This window comes from Halomonas sp. 3D7M, assembly GCF_014897885.1.
Classification (GTDB): domain Bacteria; phylum Pseudomonadota; class Gammaproteobacteria; order Pseudomonadales; family Halomonadaceae; genus Vreelandella.
This window is the reverse complement of the sequence record NZ_JABUZF010000106.1, coordinates 1-15,957: the sequence shown is the minus strand read 5'-3', so window position 1 is coordinate 15,957 and position 15,957 is coordinate 1. Positions and strand designations below refer to the sequence as shown.

The following is a 15,957-nucleotide window of genomic DNA, read 5'->3' as shown; positions in this document are numbered from 1 at the left end:
CCACTGTTGCTGGGTAAGATCAGTATTTGTGATGCTGGCATCTACCTGCTGGGCCTGTTCTACCGTGTTAAGCAAGAAATTTGCCATGACGCTCTCACCCTGGATAGTCACTTTCTGGCAGATGTTGATTGGCTCCCTGCTGCTTATGGTGATAGCTGCATTCAGCAAACAACCTTTTTCCTGCCGACGGATGCTTACCACTGGGGAATGTTTATGTGGCTGGCAATTCCCGCATCGACTGGAGCTATCGGGCTTTGGTTTGCGGCGTTAAAGATTGGCGGCTCCGTACATACAAGCGGCTTCTTGTTTCTGTGCCCACTGTTTGCCGCCCTGGTTGCATTTATATTGATCGGACAACACCCGGCATGGCATGAAGTGATTGGCGGTGTTTTGGTGGGCGCAGGCCTGTTTCTGATGTCCCGCCAGCGTCAACCAAACCAGCGACAGCAAAAACCAGCCCCCTTATTAGATGCCCGCTAACGTAGCAGCGAGCGCTAACTGTTGAGCTAGCTAAGCTTGTCATCACTCTTTTATGGGCACGAATACCGGTGCCCCTTCAACCTCGACCACCGCCAGCCGCTGCTGGTAAAGGCGTTCTAATGCACTGGGCACCAGCATGCTGTCTCGCGCTCCCCAGCAAGCCTCGCCACTGGGGTAAAGCAGCAAAAGGTGATCACACCAGCGGGCGGCTAGATTTAAATCGTGCAGGCACATCATCACCGCGCTGCCCTGGGCTGCCTGCTGGGCCATCAGCGCCATTACTACGCTTTGGTGGTGTAGGTCGAGGTGGTTGGTGGGTTCGTCAGCCAGCCAGATGCTGGGGGCCTGGGTCAGTACTGTGGCCATCGCCACACGCTGGCGCTCACCGCCAGAAAGCGTACTCACCAAACGGTCGCGCAGGTGCGCAACGTCTAACCGTTCAAGCGCTGCTTCGGCTTGGGCGTAGTCATCTGCTCCCTCCATTTGCCACAGCGATAGATAGGGGTGGCGACCAATCAGTGCGGTTTCCAGCACGGTCGCGGGAAAACCATCCAAGCGTTCCTGGAAGACAATTCCCAACATTTGCGCAACTTGCCGCCTGCGCAGTGTCTCAAGCGACTGCCCTCCCAATATCACTTGCCCGGAACGCGGCGTGTTAAGCCCCGCCAAGGTGTGCAGCAGCGTCGTTTTACCTGCTCCGTTGGGGCCGAGCACGCCCCATACCTGCCCTGGTTCGATGGCAATATTCAGCGCCGTGCCATCGTCTCTTCCCGGTACGTTGATGATCAGGTCTTGGGTAACCAAACGGCTCATCAGCGGCTCCGGTAAAGCAGAAAGAGGAACGTCGGTACACCTAATAGCGCGGTAATCACTCCTACCGGCAGCTGTTCCGGAGCAATCATCGTGCGCGCCAGTGTATCGGCCAGCACCAGTAAGGTGCCCCCAGCCAGAGCACAGGCCGGTAAGATTAACCGCTGATCATTACCCAGCAATAGACGCAGCATATGTGGCACTACCAAGCCGACAAAGCCGATGCTGCCCGCCGTAGTAACAGCCGCGGCGGTTAACAAACTGGCGACAATATAGATGCACCACTCAAGTGGCCGGACGGCAACGCCCAGCGCAGCAGCTTGCTGCGGGCCACGGGCCAGCACATTTAAGCTGCGTCCAAGGGGCATCAGTACCACGCAAGTAGCCAGTAACAGCAGCAGCGGCGGCCAGGGAGCACGCGCGTAAGAAAGATCGCCCATTAGCCAATACAGCATGCCCGGCAACCGCTCAGCAGGGCTTAATGCCAACATCAGGGTGATCACCGCGCCCCAACCTGCCGCAACCACTACGCCGGTTAGCAGTAACCGTGAAGGTGTCCAACTACCACTGCCGTGGGCCAAACCAAAGACTAAGAACGTCGAAAATAGCGCACCGCCAAATGCCGAACCTGAAATTGCCAATCCACCAAGACCACCTAGCATGGCAGCAAGTGCACCAATTGAGGCGCCGCCGGAAAGCCCGAGCACATAAGGGTCTGCAAGAGGATTACGCAGCAGCACTTGCATCAGAGCACCCGCCACCGCCAACAAACCACCGACAGCAAAAGCCGAAAGCGCCCTTGGCAAGCGCAGCTCCAGCACCATAGTGCGCGCAAGCGCATTGCCCTCGTCCTGGCCGATATAACCAAGATGACCGAGAACCACTTGCCAAATTTGCGCTGGGGAAAGCTGCGCACTGCCAATGCCAAGGGCGATAATCAGCGAAGCCAGTGCCGCCAGCAGCAACAGGCCTAGCGGGAAGCCCAATCGTGCTAACATTTAATGGCGCTCGCGTTTTTGTCGGGCGATATCAAGATTCTCGCAGAGAATTTGGCTGCCTTCCATCAAGCGTGGAGTAGGCCGCTGAATTAAAGAAGGCGGTACAAAAAAGAGATTATCATCGGCAACCGCCGTTACGTTTGAGTACTGCTCCCAGTGGGTCAGCCAATGGCGATTCTCTTCACCCATGCCGCCGGCAACAATCGCTTCAGGGTTTTCCGCCAGGACAGCCTCATCATCAATACGTGGCACTAAGCGCGCCTGCTCACCAAACACATTTTCACCGCCACAGATCTCGATCACCTGACCGATAAGATGTGCGTCATTGACACTCATTAACGGCTCATCCCACACTTGATAGAAGGTACGCACCGGCTCCCGATCACGATATCGAGCGGCCAGCTCTGCCATCCTCGATCTGAAATTATCAGCGACCGCCTGACCGTCGCTTTCAGTGCCAGCCAGCCTCGCCAGGCGCTCAATTGCGCTGGCCACTCCCTCAAAATTCCTAGGCTCAATATAGAACACCGGCATACCCAGCGCTTCAAGGGTTTCCAATTGTTCAGCGGGGTTCCCGGTTACCCAGCCGATCACTAGGTCTGGCGCTAACCCGACCAGGGCTTCTAAATCAATACGCGTATGGCTGCCAACAGACGCAACCTCTTTGGCCTCTGGCGGATAATCACTGTAGCTAACCACCGCCACCACCTGATCGCCGGCACCCGCAGCATAGGTCAGCTCCGTTGCCCCTGGCGAGAGCGTGGCAATACGTTGAGCTGGCGTGTATAGACACACTTCACGCTCACGATCATCCACCGCGCAGCGGCTATGGTCATCTGCCAATACGACGTTTGCAACCACACCACTGAGCATCGATAAGATTAGTATGAGCCGGCTTAACAACAGTGCGGGGCCAGTGGCCCCGCGATGTTTAAACAATGTCTGATTCGCTGTTTTATTGGCCATAGTGAACGCTTAAGAATCCTGCACGGCCTGCGTTAAGATAGTCGGCACCATCAAACGAGCGCGTTGTAATGTAATCTTGATCCAACGCGTTTTCCAACGTTACTCGCGCACTCCATAGCGGGGCAAACTGCCAACCTGCACGTAGGTTAACCAGCCCGTAACCGCTTAAGCGGTCTTGATTCTGCGCATCACGATAACGGTGGTTTTGAGCAATCCAGGACCCACCTACCGACCAGTCGCCAAGTTCACGGTCTACGTCTAAGCGAAGACTTTGTGAGGCACGGTTTTGCAGGCGTTTACCGGTTAGGCGGTTTTCAGGGTCGGTGTAGGTCAGCGCAGCGGCTAGCGTCCAATAGTCGAGCTCGACGCCTGCAGCCAGCTCAGCTCCACGAATACGGGTTTCGGGTACGTTAAACAGCAACCCCTGACCAGCAATCAAGTTGTCGATATCGGTTTGATAGAGTGCCGCATCCCAGAACCAGTGGGCATACTGACCGCGCACACCGACCTCGATGCTTTGCGACGTTTCAGACTCTAAGTCGGGATTACCAAAGCCTGGGTAGTAGAGCTGGTTGTAAGTGGGTGCGTTAAAGGCTGTACCGTAGTTGGCACGTAAGGTGTGGTGGACGTCTAGGTCATAGCCCACGCCTACGCTGCCGGTGACTTCTTCGCCGTAAGCTTCATTGTCATCAAAGCGCAAGCTGGCTTGCAGAGTAAACGGCGCAAAATCGAGCAAAGCTTGGGTAAATACCGCCGCGTTGCTACGGCTAGTTTCATCGTACGCCGTAGTGCTATTAACACGATCTTCGCTGTATTCAGCGCCTGCAATCAGCTCATGGACACCCGCTGTGAAGGTATTCTCCCAGCGCGCGGTACTCACCTTGGTGTTAAACACTGAGTCACCAAAGCTATTGATGTTATCGCTTTCATCACGAGATTCGCTGAGTGTTAAACGGCTGCGCCAGTTATCGGTTATCGGCAGCTCACCGTAGACACCCGCCACCTGCTGAACGAAATCGTTTTCACCGCCATCGTATTCGTTATGACCACGGGCACGAAGCGCCAACACGCCCGCTTCTGCACCACTTTCAAAGGTGTGGGACACCCGCGCTAACGCCGTGGTGTTGTCATAGCCCTTATCGTCGCCATCGCGTCGAATCGGTTGACCATCCGTGGTGAAGTGGCTAGCGGAAAAGCTATAGCGGGTGCCGCCCTCTTTGCCGCTAATACCGGTACTCAGGCGCTGGGTATTAAACGAACCACCACCGACAGAAATACGCGGTTGCGGACCCTCTTCTTCGCCTTGGGGGGTAAACAACTGAATAACGCCGCCAATCGCATCGGCACCATATAGGCTGCCACGCGGACCACGCACAATTTCGGCGCGATCAAACATGCGCGGCTCCAGATGCTGCCAGGCAGCCCCACCACTGGTGGCAGAACGAAGACGAATCCCGTCAATCAACAGGACATTTTGGCCGCTACCGCTGCCGCGAATAAAAACGCTGCTGTTTTTACCAAAGCTGCCGTTCGTGGAAACATCCACCCCGGGCTGGCCGCGCAACAGGTCGGTAATGCTTACCGGATCTTGGCGGCGTAACGTTGCTTCGTCCAGCACGGTAACCGAGGACAGGCTTTCATTGGCAGTACGTGGAGCAAGTGCGGCGGTAACAACAACGGGGTTTAATGTATTCGCAGCAGGCTGTGCGTTAGATTGGGCTTGAACGGCCATGGGCAATGCGGCCATCGCAAACGCCGCCAGCGTGGCGGTGGAATGAAAACGGTAAGACATGAGGAGATCCCTTGCTCACTGTGCTCACCCGCACAGCGTATTTTTTTGACCGAGCAGAGGGATGATGGGGGGATCGGCAGCCTAAGCTAGCGATATCACCCTGAGCACGCCCTCCGCGTCTCGGCATGTTGTGGTTCTTTAGAACCATGCCTCTTAGGCCGGTCTCCGGGCTGACGAGCGAAAAGCGGATAACAGCATCATGCCTTTCCGAACGACCACCTTCCCATGCGTTAGCACAGTGGCATCTTTAGCCGTTCTTATCTCGATCACCGTTGCGGGGGCAGCGTTGGATTCACGTAAGTATTCACCAACTTCCCGTTTAACTGATGGCGATAATGGCCATCAGCACCTGAGAGTGCGCGTAAACTAGCAACTTGTTAGGGGCTGGTCAATTTAACCGATTAGGCTTTAAGCGCCTGCACGAGTCCATGCCGTACATGCCAGACCTGCTCGGATTGGGCGGCAGCGTCTTGGCTAAACCAGCCGCTTAAATCGCGCAGGCGACGCTGGTCTCGGGCTATGGGGACGATTCCCCGCCCTAACTCATTCATAATGACCACCAGCGTCACGCCATGGGTTTGTGCGGCAGTGGCCAAGCTTTCCAGATCTCCCCGCCACTGAGCACGCGACGCATCGCTGCTCATGTCCGAGTGCAGCACTGCCGCTAACCACTCAAACACACCGTACAGAACGAGCGGCACATTAGGCTGCATGATGTGGGTCGCTTCGTGTAAACGCTGCCCTGGAGAAAGCCGCCACCAAACAGCGCTGGGAAAGCGTGCTTTTACAACATCGCGCTTACCTGCGCAGGCACCGCCGATGAACAGCTGCATTGCCACTCTCCTTTGCCATCTTCACGTTTTAGATACGTCAGTTTCCAACGCCGTCCTTGTGCTTGATGAACGATGCCTTCCCAAAAGCCAATGGTTTCGAAACGACGCCGCAACTCGCGTATTACCCCGCCGTGGGTAACAACCAGCACTTTTTGATAATGATGTTCGCGGGCGTGCGCCGCCACCTCTTCAAGCCAAGCATTTAAACGCTCACGTAGCTGGCCAGAAGATTCGCCGCCTGGAATTTGCAGCTCACCCACGCTGTCAATCCAAGCGCGATAATGGGGTAAATCTTTTAGTTCATCGTAAACTTTGCCTTCGTAGTCACCAAAATCCAGCTCCCGTAATCGTGGTTCTAGATACAGCGGCACATCCGGCTTTGCCGCCTGCGACCACTCAAGGGTTTGCTGACAGCGGTTTAAATCGCTTGAATAAACAGCGTCAAAGCACTCTTCTGCCAATGCGTCACGCAGTGCCAGCAGCCCCGCTTCTGCATCAGGAAATAGCAGCGGAATATCGCGCTGCCCCTGGTAGCGGCGCTCTAAATTCCAGGCGGTGATACCGTGGCGAACTGCCACCAACTCCACATTAAGACCAGTAGCCAAAGCTCTCCTCCTTCAATGGTGGCACCTACCATATCGCCATTGATGCCGTTAAATAGCCGCAGCAGTGCCCTTCTGGCGATTGCTACCCACACGATGATAATCAATCCCCAGGCAAACCATGCAGGGGACACCGCGCCAAGCAGCACCAACGGCAGCAAGGCATAGCCAACATCACGGGCACTTAGCGACTGCTGCCAGCTCCATGCGAGCCCCTTGCCGTGAGCGCAGGGAGTAAAAATCAGCAGTGCGACACCAGCCAATCGACCCAATGCAGGCACGGCCACCAGCCACCACAGCGGTGCCTGATAAGCCAACAGTGCCCAAAGCAATACGCCCTTCCAGGCCAGCAAAAACAGTAATGCCAGGATGCCGAAACTGCCTATCTGGGCGTCTTTCATGATTTCCCAACGCCGCTCAAGGGGTTGGTTACTGCCTAACGCATCGGCAAGGTCCATTACGCCATCAAGATGCAAACCACCCGAAAGCGCTACCCATAGGCTTAGCAGTAGCAACGCAGTGATTGGCGCAGGTGACGCTATGAAACTTAATAGCAGCGCGCTTAACGCCAGCACGCTGCCAATTAATAACCCTACCAACGGATAAGCGCGAATTGCCCAGCGACGGGTGGCAGGTGTCCATGGACAGGCAATAGGAAGCGGAATTCGGGTTAGAAACTGCAGCGCGAGTATTAGGCCGAACAGCGCATTTTTCATCGTTTCCACTCCATGGCACAACCAGCGATGACTTCAAGCACTGAGTCAGCTTCCGCCGCTAACCAGCGGTGTAAGCACTGGATAAACTCAACGTAGCGCCAGGTAGCCGGCTGATCAGGAATCAGCTCTTCGTTAAGATCGTTCGATACAATCACCAGTGTTAGCCCCCGTGCTTGTGCATCACGCAGGCAGCGAGCCAGCAGCGCTAGACCTTGCTCATCACTGAATTCTTCATTTGGCTCAGCGCCAAACAGCACTTGCCCTGCCCAGAGAGTTAAACAATCGAGTAGCACCGCGTGGTGATCGGGCACTTGGGCAATCGCTTGGTCAATCGCCAGGGGCGCCTCTAGCGTCACCCATTGGCCTTCCCGGCGTGCCTGGTGGCGCGATACCCGGTCGGCCATTTCGGCGTCGTAAACATTGGCGGTGGCAATGTAATAGCAGCTGGCGCCACCCGCCGCGCTGAGCACACGCTGCTCCGCTACTTGGCTTTTTCCAGAGCGAGCGCCCCCACTAACAAAGACAATCATGCAGCACCTTTAGCAAGCGGTTATTTGCCGACTCATCACGCAGTGCCAAGCGTAACCAACTGCCCTCAAGCCCTTTAAAGCTGTGGGTATGCCTCGCCAATAGCCCTTTATAAAGCATGCGTTCAAACAGATCTGCGCTAGTCACGCCGCGTTCACGCTGTAAAACACCTGGCCGCACAAGGAAAAAGCAGCTGTGACTGGGCACCACCTCAAGCCCTAGCGCCTGCAACGCCTTGCCCAGACGTGGCTGCTCACTGGCCAGCCACTGCTGGGTGAGCCGTGCAAACTCGCTATCCGCTAACAGCGGTGCCACCAGCTCAGCGGCAAAATGGTTCACACTCCAGGGCGGTTGATGGCGGCTCATGGTGGCTACTATGTTTTCCGCAGCCAGCACGTAGCCTAGGCGCAATCCAGGCAAGGTATAAAACTTGGTCATTGAGCGTAGCAGCACTAAATGACAGTAACGCTTAAGCAGCGGCGTCAGCGCCTCGACGTCTATTGATAGATCGATAAATGCTTCGTCGACTACCACTTGGGTTCCGGTAGCCTGCGTATGCGCTAGCAGTCTCTCTACTGCATCGATGGGTATCAGCGTGCCAGTTGGGTTATTCGGACGACACAGAAACACCACGTCGGCGTTTGCTGCGTTCTCTAGCAAGTCGGCCATATCACAAGCGAAATGCGGCTCGCGCAATACATGCTCGGTCATTTCAATACGGTGGGCAGAACAGGCTCTGGCATATTCACCAAAGCTGGGAGCCAGTAATAAGGCTCGGCCACCGGCATGCAGCGCAGCGGCAAGAAAAATCGCCTCTGCCCCACCATTGGTCAGCAGTACTTGCGCGGGTTGAACACCGTTGTGCGCCGCAATGGCCTGCCGGGCTGAGGCGTAGTCCGGCGAGGGATAGCGGCTAAGCCCACCAAGCCGTGTTACCAACCAGCTTGCCAGCCACTCGGGCGGCCCAAGCGGGTTAAGGTTAGCGCTTACATCGTCAATCACATGATCGGCAGGTAGCCCAAAACGCTTCAGCAGCGCTGCGGCCTGGCCACCATGGCTTGGCCAATCAGCCGCCTCGTGAACAGTGGTTTGACAACTCATAGCCATGAAATCCCCGCGCCTGCCGACCCCATTAATACGCCCGTTAATACACTCATCAACACGGCCATTAACAAGAAAAACAGCAGCCAAGCACCGTGCATTAATTTAATGGTGGCGTTGATATGCGAACACGTCAGCGTTTCCAGTGGCGAGCCAAGAGTTGCTCGATGAGAAACCGCGCCCTGATAAACATTGGTGCCGCCCAACTGCACACCCAGCAGGTTCGCGACCATGGCTTCTGGCCACCCCGCATTAGGGCTTGGGTGGCGGGGCGCTTCGCGGCAGGTGGCCAACATGGCCCGACGCCAATAGTGCGCCGATGATTGCCAACTGATCAGAACACCGGCGGCCCACAAGCATAGCGCGGTCAGCCTGGCGGGCAGCCAGTTAGCTATATCATCAAGCTTCGCCGAGGCATAACCAAAGTCGCTATAGCGTTCGTTTTGATAGCCCACCATGGAGTCCAGCGTGTTGATCGCTTTATAAGCCAGCGCCAGCGGCGCACCGCCGATAAACGCGAAGAATAGCGGCGAGGTGATGCCATCCACCGTATTTTCTGCAATGGTTTCCACCGCTCCTCGGGTAATTTCCGCTTCATCCAGTTGATCGGTATCACGCCCCACCACCATAGAAAGTGCCTTTCGCGCCGATACTAAATCACCGTTAGCCAGCGGCACGGCAATGGCGCGCCCCGCTTCCGCCAAGCCTTTTATGGCCAGCGTTGTCGCCAGCAACCAAAGCTCAGCAGCTAGCCCAAGCCAAGGGTGCACCCAAGTCAGTAGCTCCAAACTCAGCCAAGCGAGGCTAAACGTGCCCAGCACAATGCTGGCGGTGAGTAAAAAACCCAGGAGTCGACGGCGCTTGTCACTTCCTTGGTTCCAGCGCTGCTCAAGTGCGCTGATGGCACGCCCAATGATGACCACTGGGTGCGGCAACGAACGCGGGTCACCAACGACTAAGTCGATGACAATCGCCAGTGCAACAATAACGATCCCGCCATACATGACGCCCCCAGTCATGGCGCACTATTATCGTGAATACCCGCATCGGCAAAAGTAGCCATCTCACTGAGCATCGCGGCGGCGGCCTGCAATATAGGAAACGCCAATGCCGCGCCACTGCCTTCTCCCAGGCGCATTCCCAAGGCTAACAGCGGCGACGCATCAAGTGCCTCAAGAGCCGTGGCATGGCCGGGCTCTTCAGAGCGATGCCCAAAAATCAAATAACCACGTACCGCCGGACATAAACGGCAGGCCGTCAGGGCGGCTACCGTAGCAATAAAGCCATCCACAATGGCAGGCAATCGGTTTGCCGCCGAGGCCAAATAAGCCCCTGTCATGGCAGCGATCTCTAACCCGCCGAGCTTGGTTAGCACCTCCATGGGGTCTTCGGCATTGACTTGGCGTGCCTTTAGCGCCCGCTCGATCACCGCTACTTTATGGGCCTGCTGGGCGCTGTTAATACCGGTGCCAGCGCCCACCAGCTGGGCCACTGGCTTACCGGTTAGCGCCGCCAGCATAGCGCTGCTTGCCGTGGTATTAGCAATACCCATTTCACCAGCAATAATGCATTTCGCGCCCGCCTGAACGGCTCGCTCAACGGCTTCGCAGCCTACCTGTAACGCAGCCAGCGCTTCGTCACGGCTCATGGCATCTTCAAGCACCATATTGGCGGTGCCCGCGCGCACTTTGGCATCAATCACGCCAGGCATTGCTAGCGGTGACGCAACACCAACATCCACAACCTCAATCTGGGCACCAATTTGTCTGGCAAAGACATTGATCGCCGCCCCGCCATGGGCAAAATTAGCCACCATTTGCGCCGTCACTTCTTGTGGAAAGGCCGACACGCCCTCTTCAGCAACCCCGTGATCAGCAGCAAAAACAATGATCGCCGGTGGCGTGATGCTTGGCTGACATTCACCAGTGATCTCACTAAGCGTAACGGCCAATGCCTCTAACTGGCCGAGGCTGCCCGGCGGCTTAGTGAGCGTATCAATATAGCGAAGCGTTAATGCGCCAGTGTGACTATCAAGTGGCGTGACTTGGTTAACGATGGGATGCATAGCAGCTCCAGGGCAGCAATCGAATTCATTTTGCGCCAGATGGTAGCAAAAGCGCGGCTGCTATACTTGCGCTTTAAGCTGCTTCAACACGCAACACCCCCTTCCGGGGACGGATTGCCCTGTTAGCTGTAATGTTCATAAAAACATCATCATTTACGACGATAGTTGCTATCAATCAGGGGTAATAAAACTACAAATATGGTTTTTATTGCCGTAAAGTCTCTTATATCGACACAAAAAGATGTAAAATAACTACAAACTTGACTCACCGTCTCTACCATGCAGAGGTCTCTATGCCGAGCTCAACACCCGCTACTTTAAATCCTACCGTTGCTGAGGTTACCCAACGCATTCGTGAGCGCTCTGCTGAGCGGCGTGCTCTCTATGAGCAACGCATGGCGGACCAGCATAAGCGTGGTGTGCACCGTGCAGAGCTATCCTGCGGTAACCTGGCCCACGGCTTTGCCGCGTGTAGCCCCCAAGAGAAAGACTCCCTGAAGCTAATGAATAGCGCCAACTTGGGGATCATTTCTTCTTACAACGATATGCTGTCGGCCCACCAGCCGTTTGAAACCTTTCCGGAAACCATCAAAGCCGCTGCTAGCGCCATGGGCTCAACCGCCCAGTTTGCCGGTGGTGTTCCTGCCATGTGTGATGGGGTTACCCAAGGGCAACCGGGCATGGAACTGTCGCTGTTTTCCCGCGACGTGATTGCGATGGCTGCTGCGGTTGGGCTTTCACACAACATGTTTGATGCTGCCCTTTATCTGGGCGTGTGCGACAAGATTATCCCTGGTCTGTTTATCGCAGCGGCACGCTTTGGTCACCTGCCTGCCATGTTCGTACCCGCTGGCCCAATGCCCAGCGGCCTGCCGAACAAAGAGAAAGCGCGCATCCGTCAGCTATACGCAGAAGGCAAAGTGGGCCGCGAAGAGCTGCTGCAAGCGGAGTCTGACTCCTATCACAGCCCAGGCACCTGCACCTTCTACGGCACTGCCAACTCAAACCAACTGATGATGGAAGTGATGGGGCTTCACCTGCCAGGCACCTCGTTTGTGAATCCAGGCACGGAAATGCGCGAAGCCCTGACCCGCTACGCGACCGAACAGGCTATTCGCAACACTGAACCTGGCGGCGACTACCGCCCTTTCTATAAGCAGATCGATGAACGCGCCATCGTCAACGCGGTGGTAGGTTTATTGGCATCTGGCGGTTCAACCAACCATACGATGCATTTGATTGCCATGGCCGCTGCGTCGGGTATTACGCTGAACTGGGACGACTTCACAGATCTCTCCGCCGTAACGCCCAGCCTGATGCAGGTATACCCTAACGGCCAAGCAGACATTAACCACTTCCAGGCGGCAGGCGGCATGAGTTACCTGTTCCGCGAACTGCTGGGCGCTGGCTTACTGCACGGCGATATCCCGACGGTGTTCGGCACCGACCTGACGGCCTACACACAAGAGCCCTTCCTGGAAAATGGCAAAGTGGTTTGGCGTGAAGGTCCAGAAAGCAGCTTAGATGAAAACGTTTTACGCCCAGTCGCTACCCCCTTCGCAGCGACTGGCGGCCTAACCGTAATGAAAGGCAACCTGGGACGCGGCGTGATCAAAGTATCCGCCGTTGCCGACGAACATCGTGTAGTAGAAGCACCGGTGAAAATCTTCGCCGACCAGAACGAAATGAAGGCTGCGTTTGAATCCGGCGACTTAGATCGCGATGTCATCGTTGTGGTGCGCTTCCAGGGGCCAAAAGCCAATGGCATGCCGGAACTTCACAAACTGACGCCGTTCCTGGGCGTACTGCAGGACCGTGGCTTCAAAGTGGCACTGGTGACTGATGGCCGTATGTCTGGCGCGTCAGGTAAAGTGCCCGCTGCGATTCATATCAGCCCAGAAGCACTGGACGGTGGCCCGCTATCGAAACTGCGCGACGGCGACATTGTGCGTCTGGACGCCAACGCAGGTACGCTGGAAGCCAAAGTAGAGGCGGCTACCTGGGCCGATCGTGAGCGCGTAGTGGCGAATTTGGATCACTACCACGTTGGCCTAGGCCGCGAACTGTTTAGCGGCTTTCGCCACCTGGCCATGCGTGGTGAAGAAGGCGCAGGCTCGCTGGGCGGCTTTGAAGCCGATGATCTCGCTCGCCAACAGGGCCAGATTCTTCAAGAGGATGCCTAATGCGACCGGCCTTAATTGGTGATATTGGCGGTACCAATGCCCGCCTAGCGCTCGTCACGCCAGGTGAGGTGACGCCCCACGATATTATTAATCTTCCCTGCGCGGACTACCCTGGGGTTATCGACGCGATTCAGGACTACCTGGAGCGCGTGGGCGCCACGGGTGAAAATGCACCGGTGGAAGCCTGCTTGGCGTTTGCCTGCCCGGTCCACGCCGAGCGGGTCAAGATGACCAATAATCACTGGGATTTTATGAAAAGCGATGTTCAGCAGACGCTGAACCTATCGCTGTTTAAAGTGATTAATGATTTTACCGCACAGGCTCTGGGCGTACCCCATGTGGACACCGACAACCTGGTGGAAGTGCAAGCAGGTGTGGCTCAGTCTCACTCTACCCGCTTGGTGATTGGCCCCGGTACAGGTCTGGGCGTTGCTGGCGTTTTTCCCGGCCAACACGCCTGGATACCGCTTCCCACCGAGGGCGGCCACGTCACGTTCGCCCCCACTGACAGCACCGAGCGAGCGCTGCTGGATGTTTTTCTACAGCGCTACCAACGGGTCAGCGTAGAACGTATTTTATGCGGCCAGGGCTTATTGGAACTGTACCAGGCCCATTGTGCTCTGAACGAGCAAACACCTAGCTGCACGACGCCAGCCGAGGTTACCCAAGCCGCCAATCAAGGTGACTCTATCGCCACCGCAAGCCTACTGCGCTTTTTGAAAATCCTCGGTGATGTATGCGGCGACGCGACCCTAACAATGGGCGCAAGAGGCGGCGTTTATCTATGCGGCGGGATTTTACCGCGCCTACTGGAGTGGCTACCCAAATCCGAACTGCGTGATAGCTTTGCGAACAAAGGCCGGATGGGCGCGTATAACGCCGATATTCCCGTGTGGATTGTTACTCACCCGTGGACAGGGCTGCTCGGCGCCGCCGAAGCGCTGCATAACGAAGAAGTCTTTTAACTTATTAGGAATGTCCATGCCTGCTCACACCTTCGATGTGCCTTTTGTTCTCGGCATGATGCGCCTGCATGAAGCACCAGAGATGCACCAGGCGAGCTATCTCTCCGACTGGATCGAAGCCCGTATCGAGCAGGGGTTGCACTGGTTCGACCATGCCGACATTTACGGGAACGGTGCGTGTGAGACGCTGTTTGGTCACGCGCTAAACACGCGCCCCGGACTGTCAAAACGGCTTAAGGTGGTGACCAAAGCGAGCATCGCCAACGATAACCCAGCCCACGGCTCTGGCAAGGTGAAACACTACAACGCCAGCCCGGATTATCTAAGCCGCGCCATCGACAATGCACTTAACCGCCTTGGCGTCGAGCGGCTAGATCACTTTTTAATTCATCGCCCTGACTTATTAATGAACGCAGAAGCAACTGGCCGTGCCCTTGATGATGCTATCGATGCAGGCAAAATTGGCGCTGCGGGCATTTCTAACCATTTGCCAAGTCAGTGGCGTAGGCTGCAAAACGCCATGCACCACCCTTTACGTGCCAACCAAATCGAACTTTCCATTAGCCATAACGCCCCCCTGTTTGATGGCAGCTTTGATGATCTATGCGCCGACGGCCATTGGCCGATGGCCTGGTCACCACTAGCGGGCGGCACACTAATGCAAGGCGACGTCGGTAACGTTCTTAACCGCGTAGCTCGAGAGCAAAACGGCACCTCTAACGCGTTATCGCTGGCTTGGCTGCGGTCACTGCCTAGTCGGCCGATTCCCGTTGTGGGCAGTGTGAAGCCTGAGCGTATTGCTGACATGCTCGACGGTCCTGAGACGCTCTCAAGAGAGACATGGTACGAGCTGTTAGAGGCCGCGCGAGGCCACTGCGTCGCGTAACCCCTTCATCAATTAATAATATAATGACAAGGAATGACTTATGACGCCGGTGATTGCTTTCGGTGAAGCCTTGGTTGATATGTTGTCCAGCCGCTTAGGCGATGATACTGGCCAAGAAACCTTCACGCCTTACGCGGGCGGCGCACCTGCTAACGTCGCGGTTGCCTGTGCCCGGCTTAACGTACCCAGCCAGTTTTTAGGCATGGTGGGTGACGATACGTTTGGCCACTTCCTGATTCGTGAGCTGAAAAGCCATGGCGTAGATACTCAGGGTGTGGTGTTGACCAAAGAGGCACGCACCGCGCTGGCGTTTGTTTCCCGGGACAGCAGCGGCGAGCGCACGTTTGATTTTTATCGCCCACCGGCGGCCGACCTGCTTTATCGCTTAGAGCACCTGCCCCACGGCGTGTTTGAACAACCGGCGATTGTTCACTTATGCAGCAACAGTTTGACTGACCCTGAGATTGCCGACACCACCTTAGCGATTGCCGCTATGGCAAAGCGCGCAGGCTGTTTAGTCAGCGTGGATGCCAACCTCCGCCATAATCTGTGGACCGAAGGGTCAGCCGACCTATGGCTAGTAACCGAGCTATTGGATAGCGCCGATCTCGTTAAAGTCTCACTCGATGAGCTTGATTATCTTCGTGGCGGGCATTCTCAGGAAGCGTGGCTATCTCAGCGGCTAGCCGCCGGGGTAAAAGTAATTTTAATCACCGACGGCCCTAACAAGGTGGTGCTGAAAGGTGTTGGCCTTGACCACACCATCACACCACCTAAAGTGACCGCTGTTGACACCACCGCTGGCGGTGATGCGTTTATTGGCGGCCTGCTGGCTGAGCTTTCACGGCACGGAATTGATGAGAACTGGTACCAGGACAGTGACTTTCTAACCCGCGCGGTGGATATTGCCTGCCGCTGTGGTGCTCACGCAGTAACACGTCCAGGCGCCTACGCTGCACTGCCGACCCATAGTGATATTGAAGCGCTAAGAAATACGTAACGTCTGTAGATCGAGTAGGAAGGGGAGTCGCC

Annotated in this window: 17 protein-coding genes and 1 riboswitch; of the genes, 6 read left to right on the top strand and 11 right to left on the bottom strand. The window is 56.0% G+C overall.

Annotated elements, in window-relative coordinates; translation table 11 throughout:
- Nucleotides 1-31: 31 nt before the first annotated feature.
- Both INT22_RS22035 and INT22_RS22030 read left to right on the top strand, forming a co-directional pair.
- On the top strand, nt 32-271 hold the full coding sequence (locus INT22_RS22035) for an EamA family transporter (protein WP_446718932.1): 240 nt from the start codon (nt 32-34) through the stop codon (nt 269-271).
- Nucleotides 208-480 (top strand): EamA family transporter, encoded by a 273-nt coding sequence (locus tag INT22_RS22030; RefSeq protein ID WP_446718931.1) that lies wholly within the window; start codon nt 208-210, stop codon nt 478-480. Before INT22_RS22035 ends, INT22_RS22030 begins: the two co-directional genes overlap by 64 nt.
- A gap of 42 nt (nt 481-522) precedes the next feature.
- Here INT22_RS22030 and INT22_RS04745 read toward each other — a convergent pair whose 3' ends face one another.
- The 11 genes from INT22_RS04745 to cobT form a co-directional block, all read right to left on the bottom strand.
- The gene (locus INT22_RS04745) at nt 523-1,293 is read right to left on the bottom strand and encodes an ABC transporter ATP-binding protein (protein WP_193067780.1); all 771 of its coding nucleotides are present in this window, start codon (nt 1,291-1,293) and stop codon (nt 523-525) included.
- Nucleotides 1,293-2,288 carry a FecCD family ABC transporter permease gene (locus INT22_RS04740; RefSeq protein ID WP_193067779.1) on the bottom strand — a complete coding sequence of 332 codons (996 nt, stop codon included), beginning with the start codon at nt 2,286-2,288 and terminating at the stop codon, nt 1,293-1,295. The genes INT22_RS04745 and INT22_RS04740 overlap by 1 nt, the downstream gene beginning before the upstream one ends.
- Nucleotides 2,289-3,254, bottom strand: coding sequence for a cobalamin-binding protein (locus tag INT22_RS04735; RefSeq protein ID WP_193067778.1), 966 nt, complete (start codon nt 3,252-3,254; stop codon nt 2,289-2,291). It abuts the gene before it with no gap.
- Complete coding sequence (locus tag INT22_RS04730) at nt 3,244-5,046, bottom strand: TonB-dependent receptor domain-containing protein (protein ID WP_193067777.1); 1,803 nt, start codon at nt 5,044-5,046, stop codon at nt 3,244-3,246. Before INT22_RS04730 ends, INT22_RS04735 begins: the two co-directional genes overlap by 11 nt.
- A gap of 139 nt (nt 5,047-5,185) precedes the next feature.
- A riboswitch (cobalamin riboswitch) is annotated at nt 5,186-5,414 on the bottom strand.
- Nucleotides 5,415-5,447: 33 nt separating this feature from the next.
- Nucleotides 5,448-5,879: a bifunctional adenosylcobinamide kinase/adenosylcobinamide-phosphate guanylyltransferase gene (locus INT22_RS04725; RefSeq protein WP_193067776.1), complete on the bottom strand. Its 432-nt coding sequence runs from the start codon at nt 5,877-5,879 to the stop codon at nt 5,448-5,450.
- Nucleotides 5,831-6,484, bottom strand: a complete 654-nt coding sequence (locus tag INT22_RS04720) for a histidine phosphatase family protein (protein WP_193067775.1) — start codon at nt 6,482-6,484, stop codon at nt 5,831-5,833. The genes INT22_RS04725 and INT22_RS04720 overlap by 49 nt, the downstream gene beginning before the upstream one ends.
- Complete coding sequence (gene cobS / locus INT22_RS04715) at nt 6,421-7,197, bottom strand: adenosylcobinamide-GDP ribazoletransferase (RefSeq protein ID WP_193067774.1); 777 nt, start codon at nt 7,195-7,197, stop codon at nt 6,421-6,423. The genes INT22_RS04720 and cobS overlap by 64 nt, the downstream gene beginning before the upstream one ends.
- Complete coding sequence (locus tag INT22_RS04710) at nt 7,194-7,727, bottom strand: bifunctional adenosylcobinamide kinase/adenosylcobinamide-phosphate guanylyltransferase (RefSeq protein ID WP_193067773.1); 534 nt, start codon at nt 7,725-7,727, stop codon at nt 7,194-7,196. Before INT22_RS04710 ends, cobS begins: the two co-directional genes overlap by 4 nt.
- Nucleotides 7,711-8,826 carry a threonine-phosphate decarboxylase CobD gene (gene cobD, locus INT22_RS04705; RefSeq protein WP_193067772.1) on the bottom strand — a complete coding sequence of 372 codons (1,116 nt, stop codon included), beginning with the start codon at nt 8,824-8,826 and terminating at the stop codon, nt 7,711-7,713. Before cobD ends, INT22_RS04710 begins: the two co-directional genes overlap by 17 nt.
- Entirely contained in the window at nt 8,823-9,830 is a 1,008-nt protein-coding gene (gene cbiB, locus INT22_RS04700) for an adenosylcobinamide-phosphate synthase CbiB (protein WP_226912410.1), read from the bottom strand. Before cbiB ends, cobD begins: the two co-directional genes overlap by 4 nt.
- 11 nt (nt 9,831-9,841) lie before the next feature.
- Nucleotides 9,842-10,891 carry a nicotinate-nucleotide--dimethylbenzimidazole phosphoribosyltransferase gene (gene cobT / locus INT22_RS04695; RefSeq protein ID WP_193067770.1) on the bottom strand — a complete coding sequence of 350 codons (1,050 nt, stop codon included), beginning with the start codon at nt 10,889-10,891 and terminating at the stop codon, nt 9,842-9,844.
- 293 nt (nt 10,892-11,184) lie between these two features.
- Between cobT and edd the strand changes: the two genes are divergently transcribed.
- From edd to INT22_RS04675, 4 genes are read left to right on the top strand one after another with little or no spacing between them, the layout of a single operon-like run.
- A complete protein-coding gene (gene edd / locus INT22_RS04690) occupies nt 11,185-13,074 on the top strand; it encodes a phosphogluconate dehydratase (RefSeq protein ID WP_089037972.1) in 1,890 nt (629 codons plus the stop codon).
- Nucleotides 13,074-14,039, top strand: a complete 966-nt coding sequence (glk, locus tag INT22_RS04685; protein ID WP_193060245.1) for a glucokinase — start codon at nt 13,074-13,076, stop codon at nt 14,037-14,039. The genes edd and glk overlap by 1 nt, the downstream gene beginning before the upstream one ends.
- A 16-nt stretch (nt 14,040-14,055) precedes the next feature.
- The gene (locus INT22_RS04680; protein ID WP_193067769.1) at nt 14,056-14,925 is read left to right on the top strand and encodes an aldo/keto reductase; all 870 of its coding nucleotides are present in this window, start codon (nt 14,056-14,058) and stop codon (nt 14,923-14,925) included.
- 40 nt (nt 14,926-14,965) lie between these two features.
- Nucleotides 14,966-15,925 carry a carbohydrate kinase family protein gene (locus INT22_RS04675; protein ID WP_193067768.1) on the top strand — a complete coding sequence of 320 codons (960 nt, stop codon included), beginning with the start codon at nt 14,966-14,968 and terminating at the stop codon, nt 15,923-15,925.
- Nucleotides 15,926-15,957 lie beyond the last annotated feature (32 nt).

Coding starts and splice junctions, on each gene's coding strand:
- INT22_RS04730 (WP_193067777.1), bottom strand. CDS start 5,046: ATGTCTTACCGTTTTCATTCCACCGCCACGCTGGCGGCGTTTGCGATG.
- edd (WP_089037972.1), top strand. CDS start 11,185: ATGCCGAGCTCAACACCCGCTACTTTAAATCCTACCGTTGCTGAGGTT.
- cbiB (WP_226912410.1), bottom strand. CDS start 9,830: ATGTATGGCGGGATCGTTATTGTTGCACTGGCGATTGTCATCGACTTA.
- cobD (WP_193067772.1), bottom strand. CDS start 8,826: ATGAGTTGTCAAACCACTGTTCACGAGGCGGCTGATTGGCCAAGCCAT.
- cobT (WP_193067770.1), bottom strand. CDS start 10,891: ATGCATCCCATCGTTAACCAAGTCACGCCACTTGATAGTCACACTGGC.
- INT22_RS04735 (WP_193067778.1), bottom strand. CDS start 3,254: ATGGCCAATAAAACAGCGAATCAGACATTGTTTAAACATCGCGGGGCC.
- INT22_RS04725 (WP_193067776.1), bottom strand. CDS start 5,879: ATGCAGCTGTTCATCGGCGGTGCCTGCGCAGGTAAGCGCGATGTTGTA.
- INT22_RS04745 (WP_193067780.1), bottom strand. CDS start 1,293: ATGAGCCGTTTGGTTACCCAAGACCTGATCATCAACGTACCGGGAAGA.
- INT22_RS22030 (WP_446718931.1), top strand. CDS start 208: ATGTTTATGTGGCTGGCAATTCCCGCATCGACTGGAGCTATCGGGCTT.
- INT22_RS04675 (WP_193067768.1), top strand. CDS start 14,966: ATGACGCCGGTGATTGCTTTCGGTGAAGCCTTGGTTGATATGTTGTCC.
- INT22_RS22035 (WP_446718932.1), top strand. CDS start 32: ATGCTGGCATCTACCTGCTGGGCCTGTTCTACCGTGTTAAGCAAGAAA.
- cobS (WP_193067774.1), bottom strand. CDS start 7,197: ATGAAAAATGCGCTGTTCGGCCTAATACTCGCGCTGCAGTTTCTAACC.
- glk (WP_193060245.1), top strand. CDS start 13,074: ATGCGACCGGCCTTAATTGGTGATATTGGCGGTACCAATGCCCGCCTA.
- INT22_RS04680 (WP_193067769.1), top strand. CDS start 14,056: ATGCCTGCTCACACCTTCGATGTGCCTTTTGTTCTCGGCATGATGCGC.
- INT22_RS04710 (WP_193067773.1), bottom strand. CDS start 7,727: ATGATTGTCTTTGTTAGTGGGGGCGCTCGCTCTGGAAAAAGCCAAGTA.
- INT22_RS04740 (WP_193067779.1), bottom strand. CDS start 2,288: ATGTTAGCACGATTGGGCTTCCCGCTAGGCCTGTTGCTGCTGGCGGCA.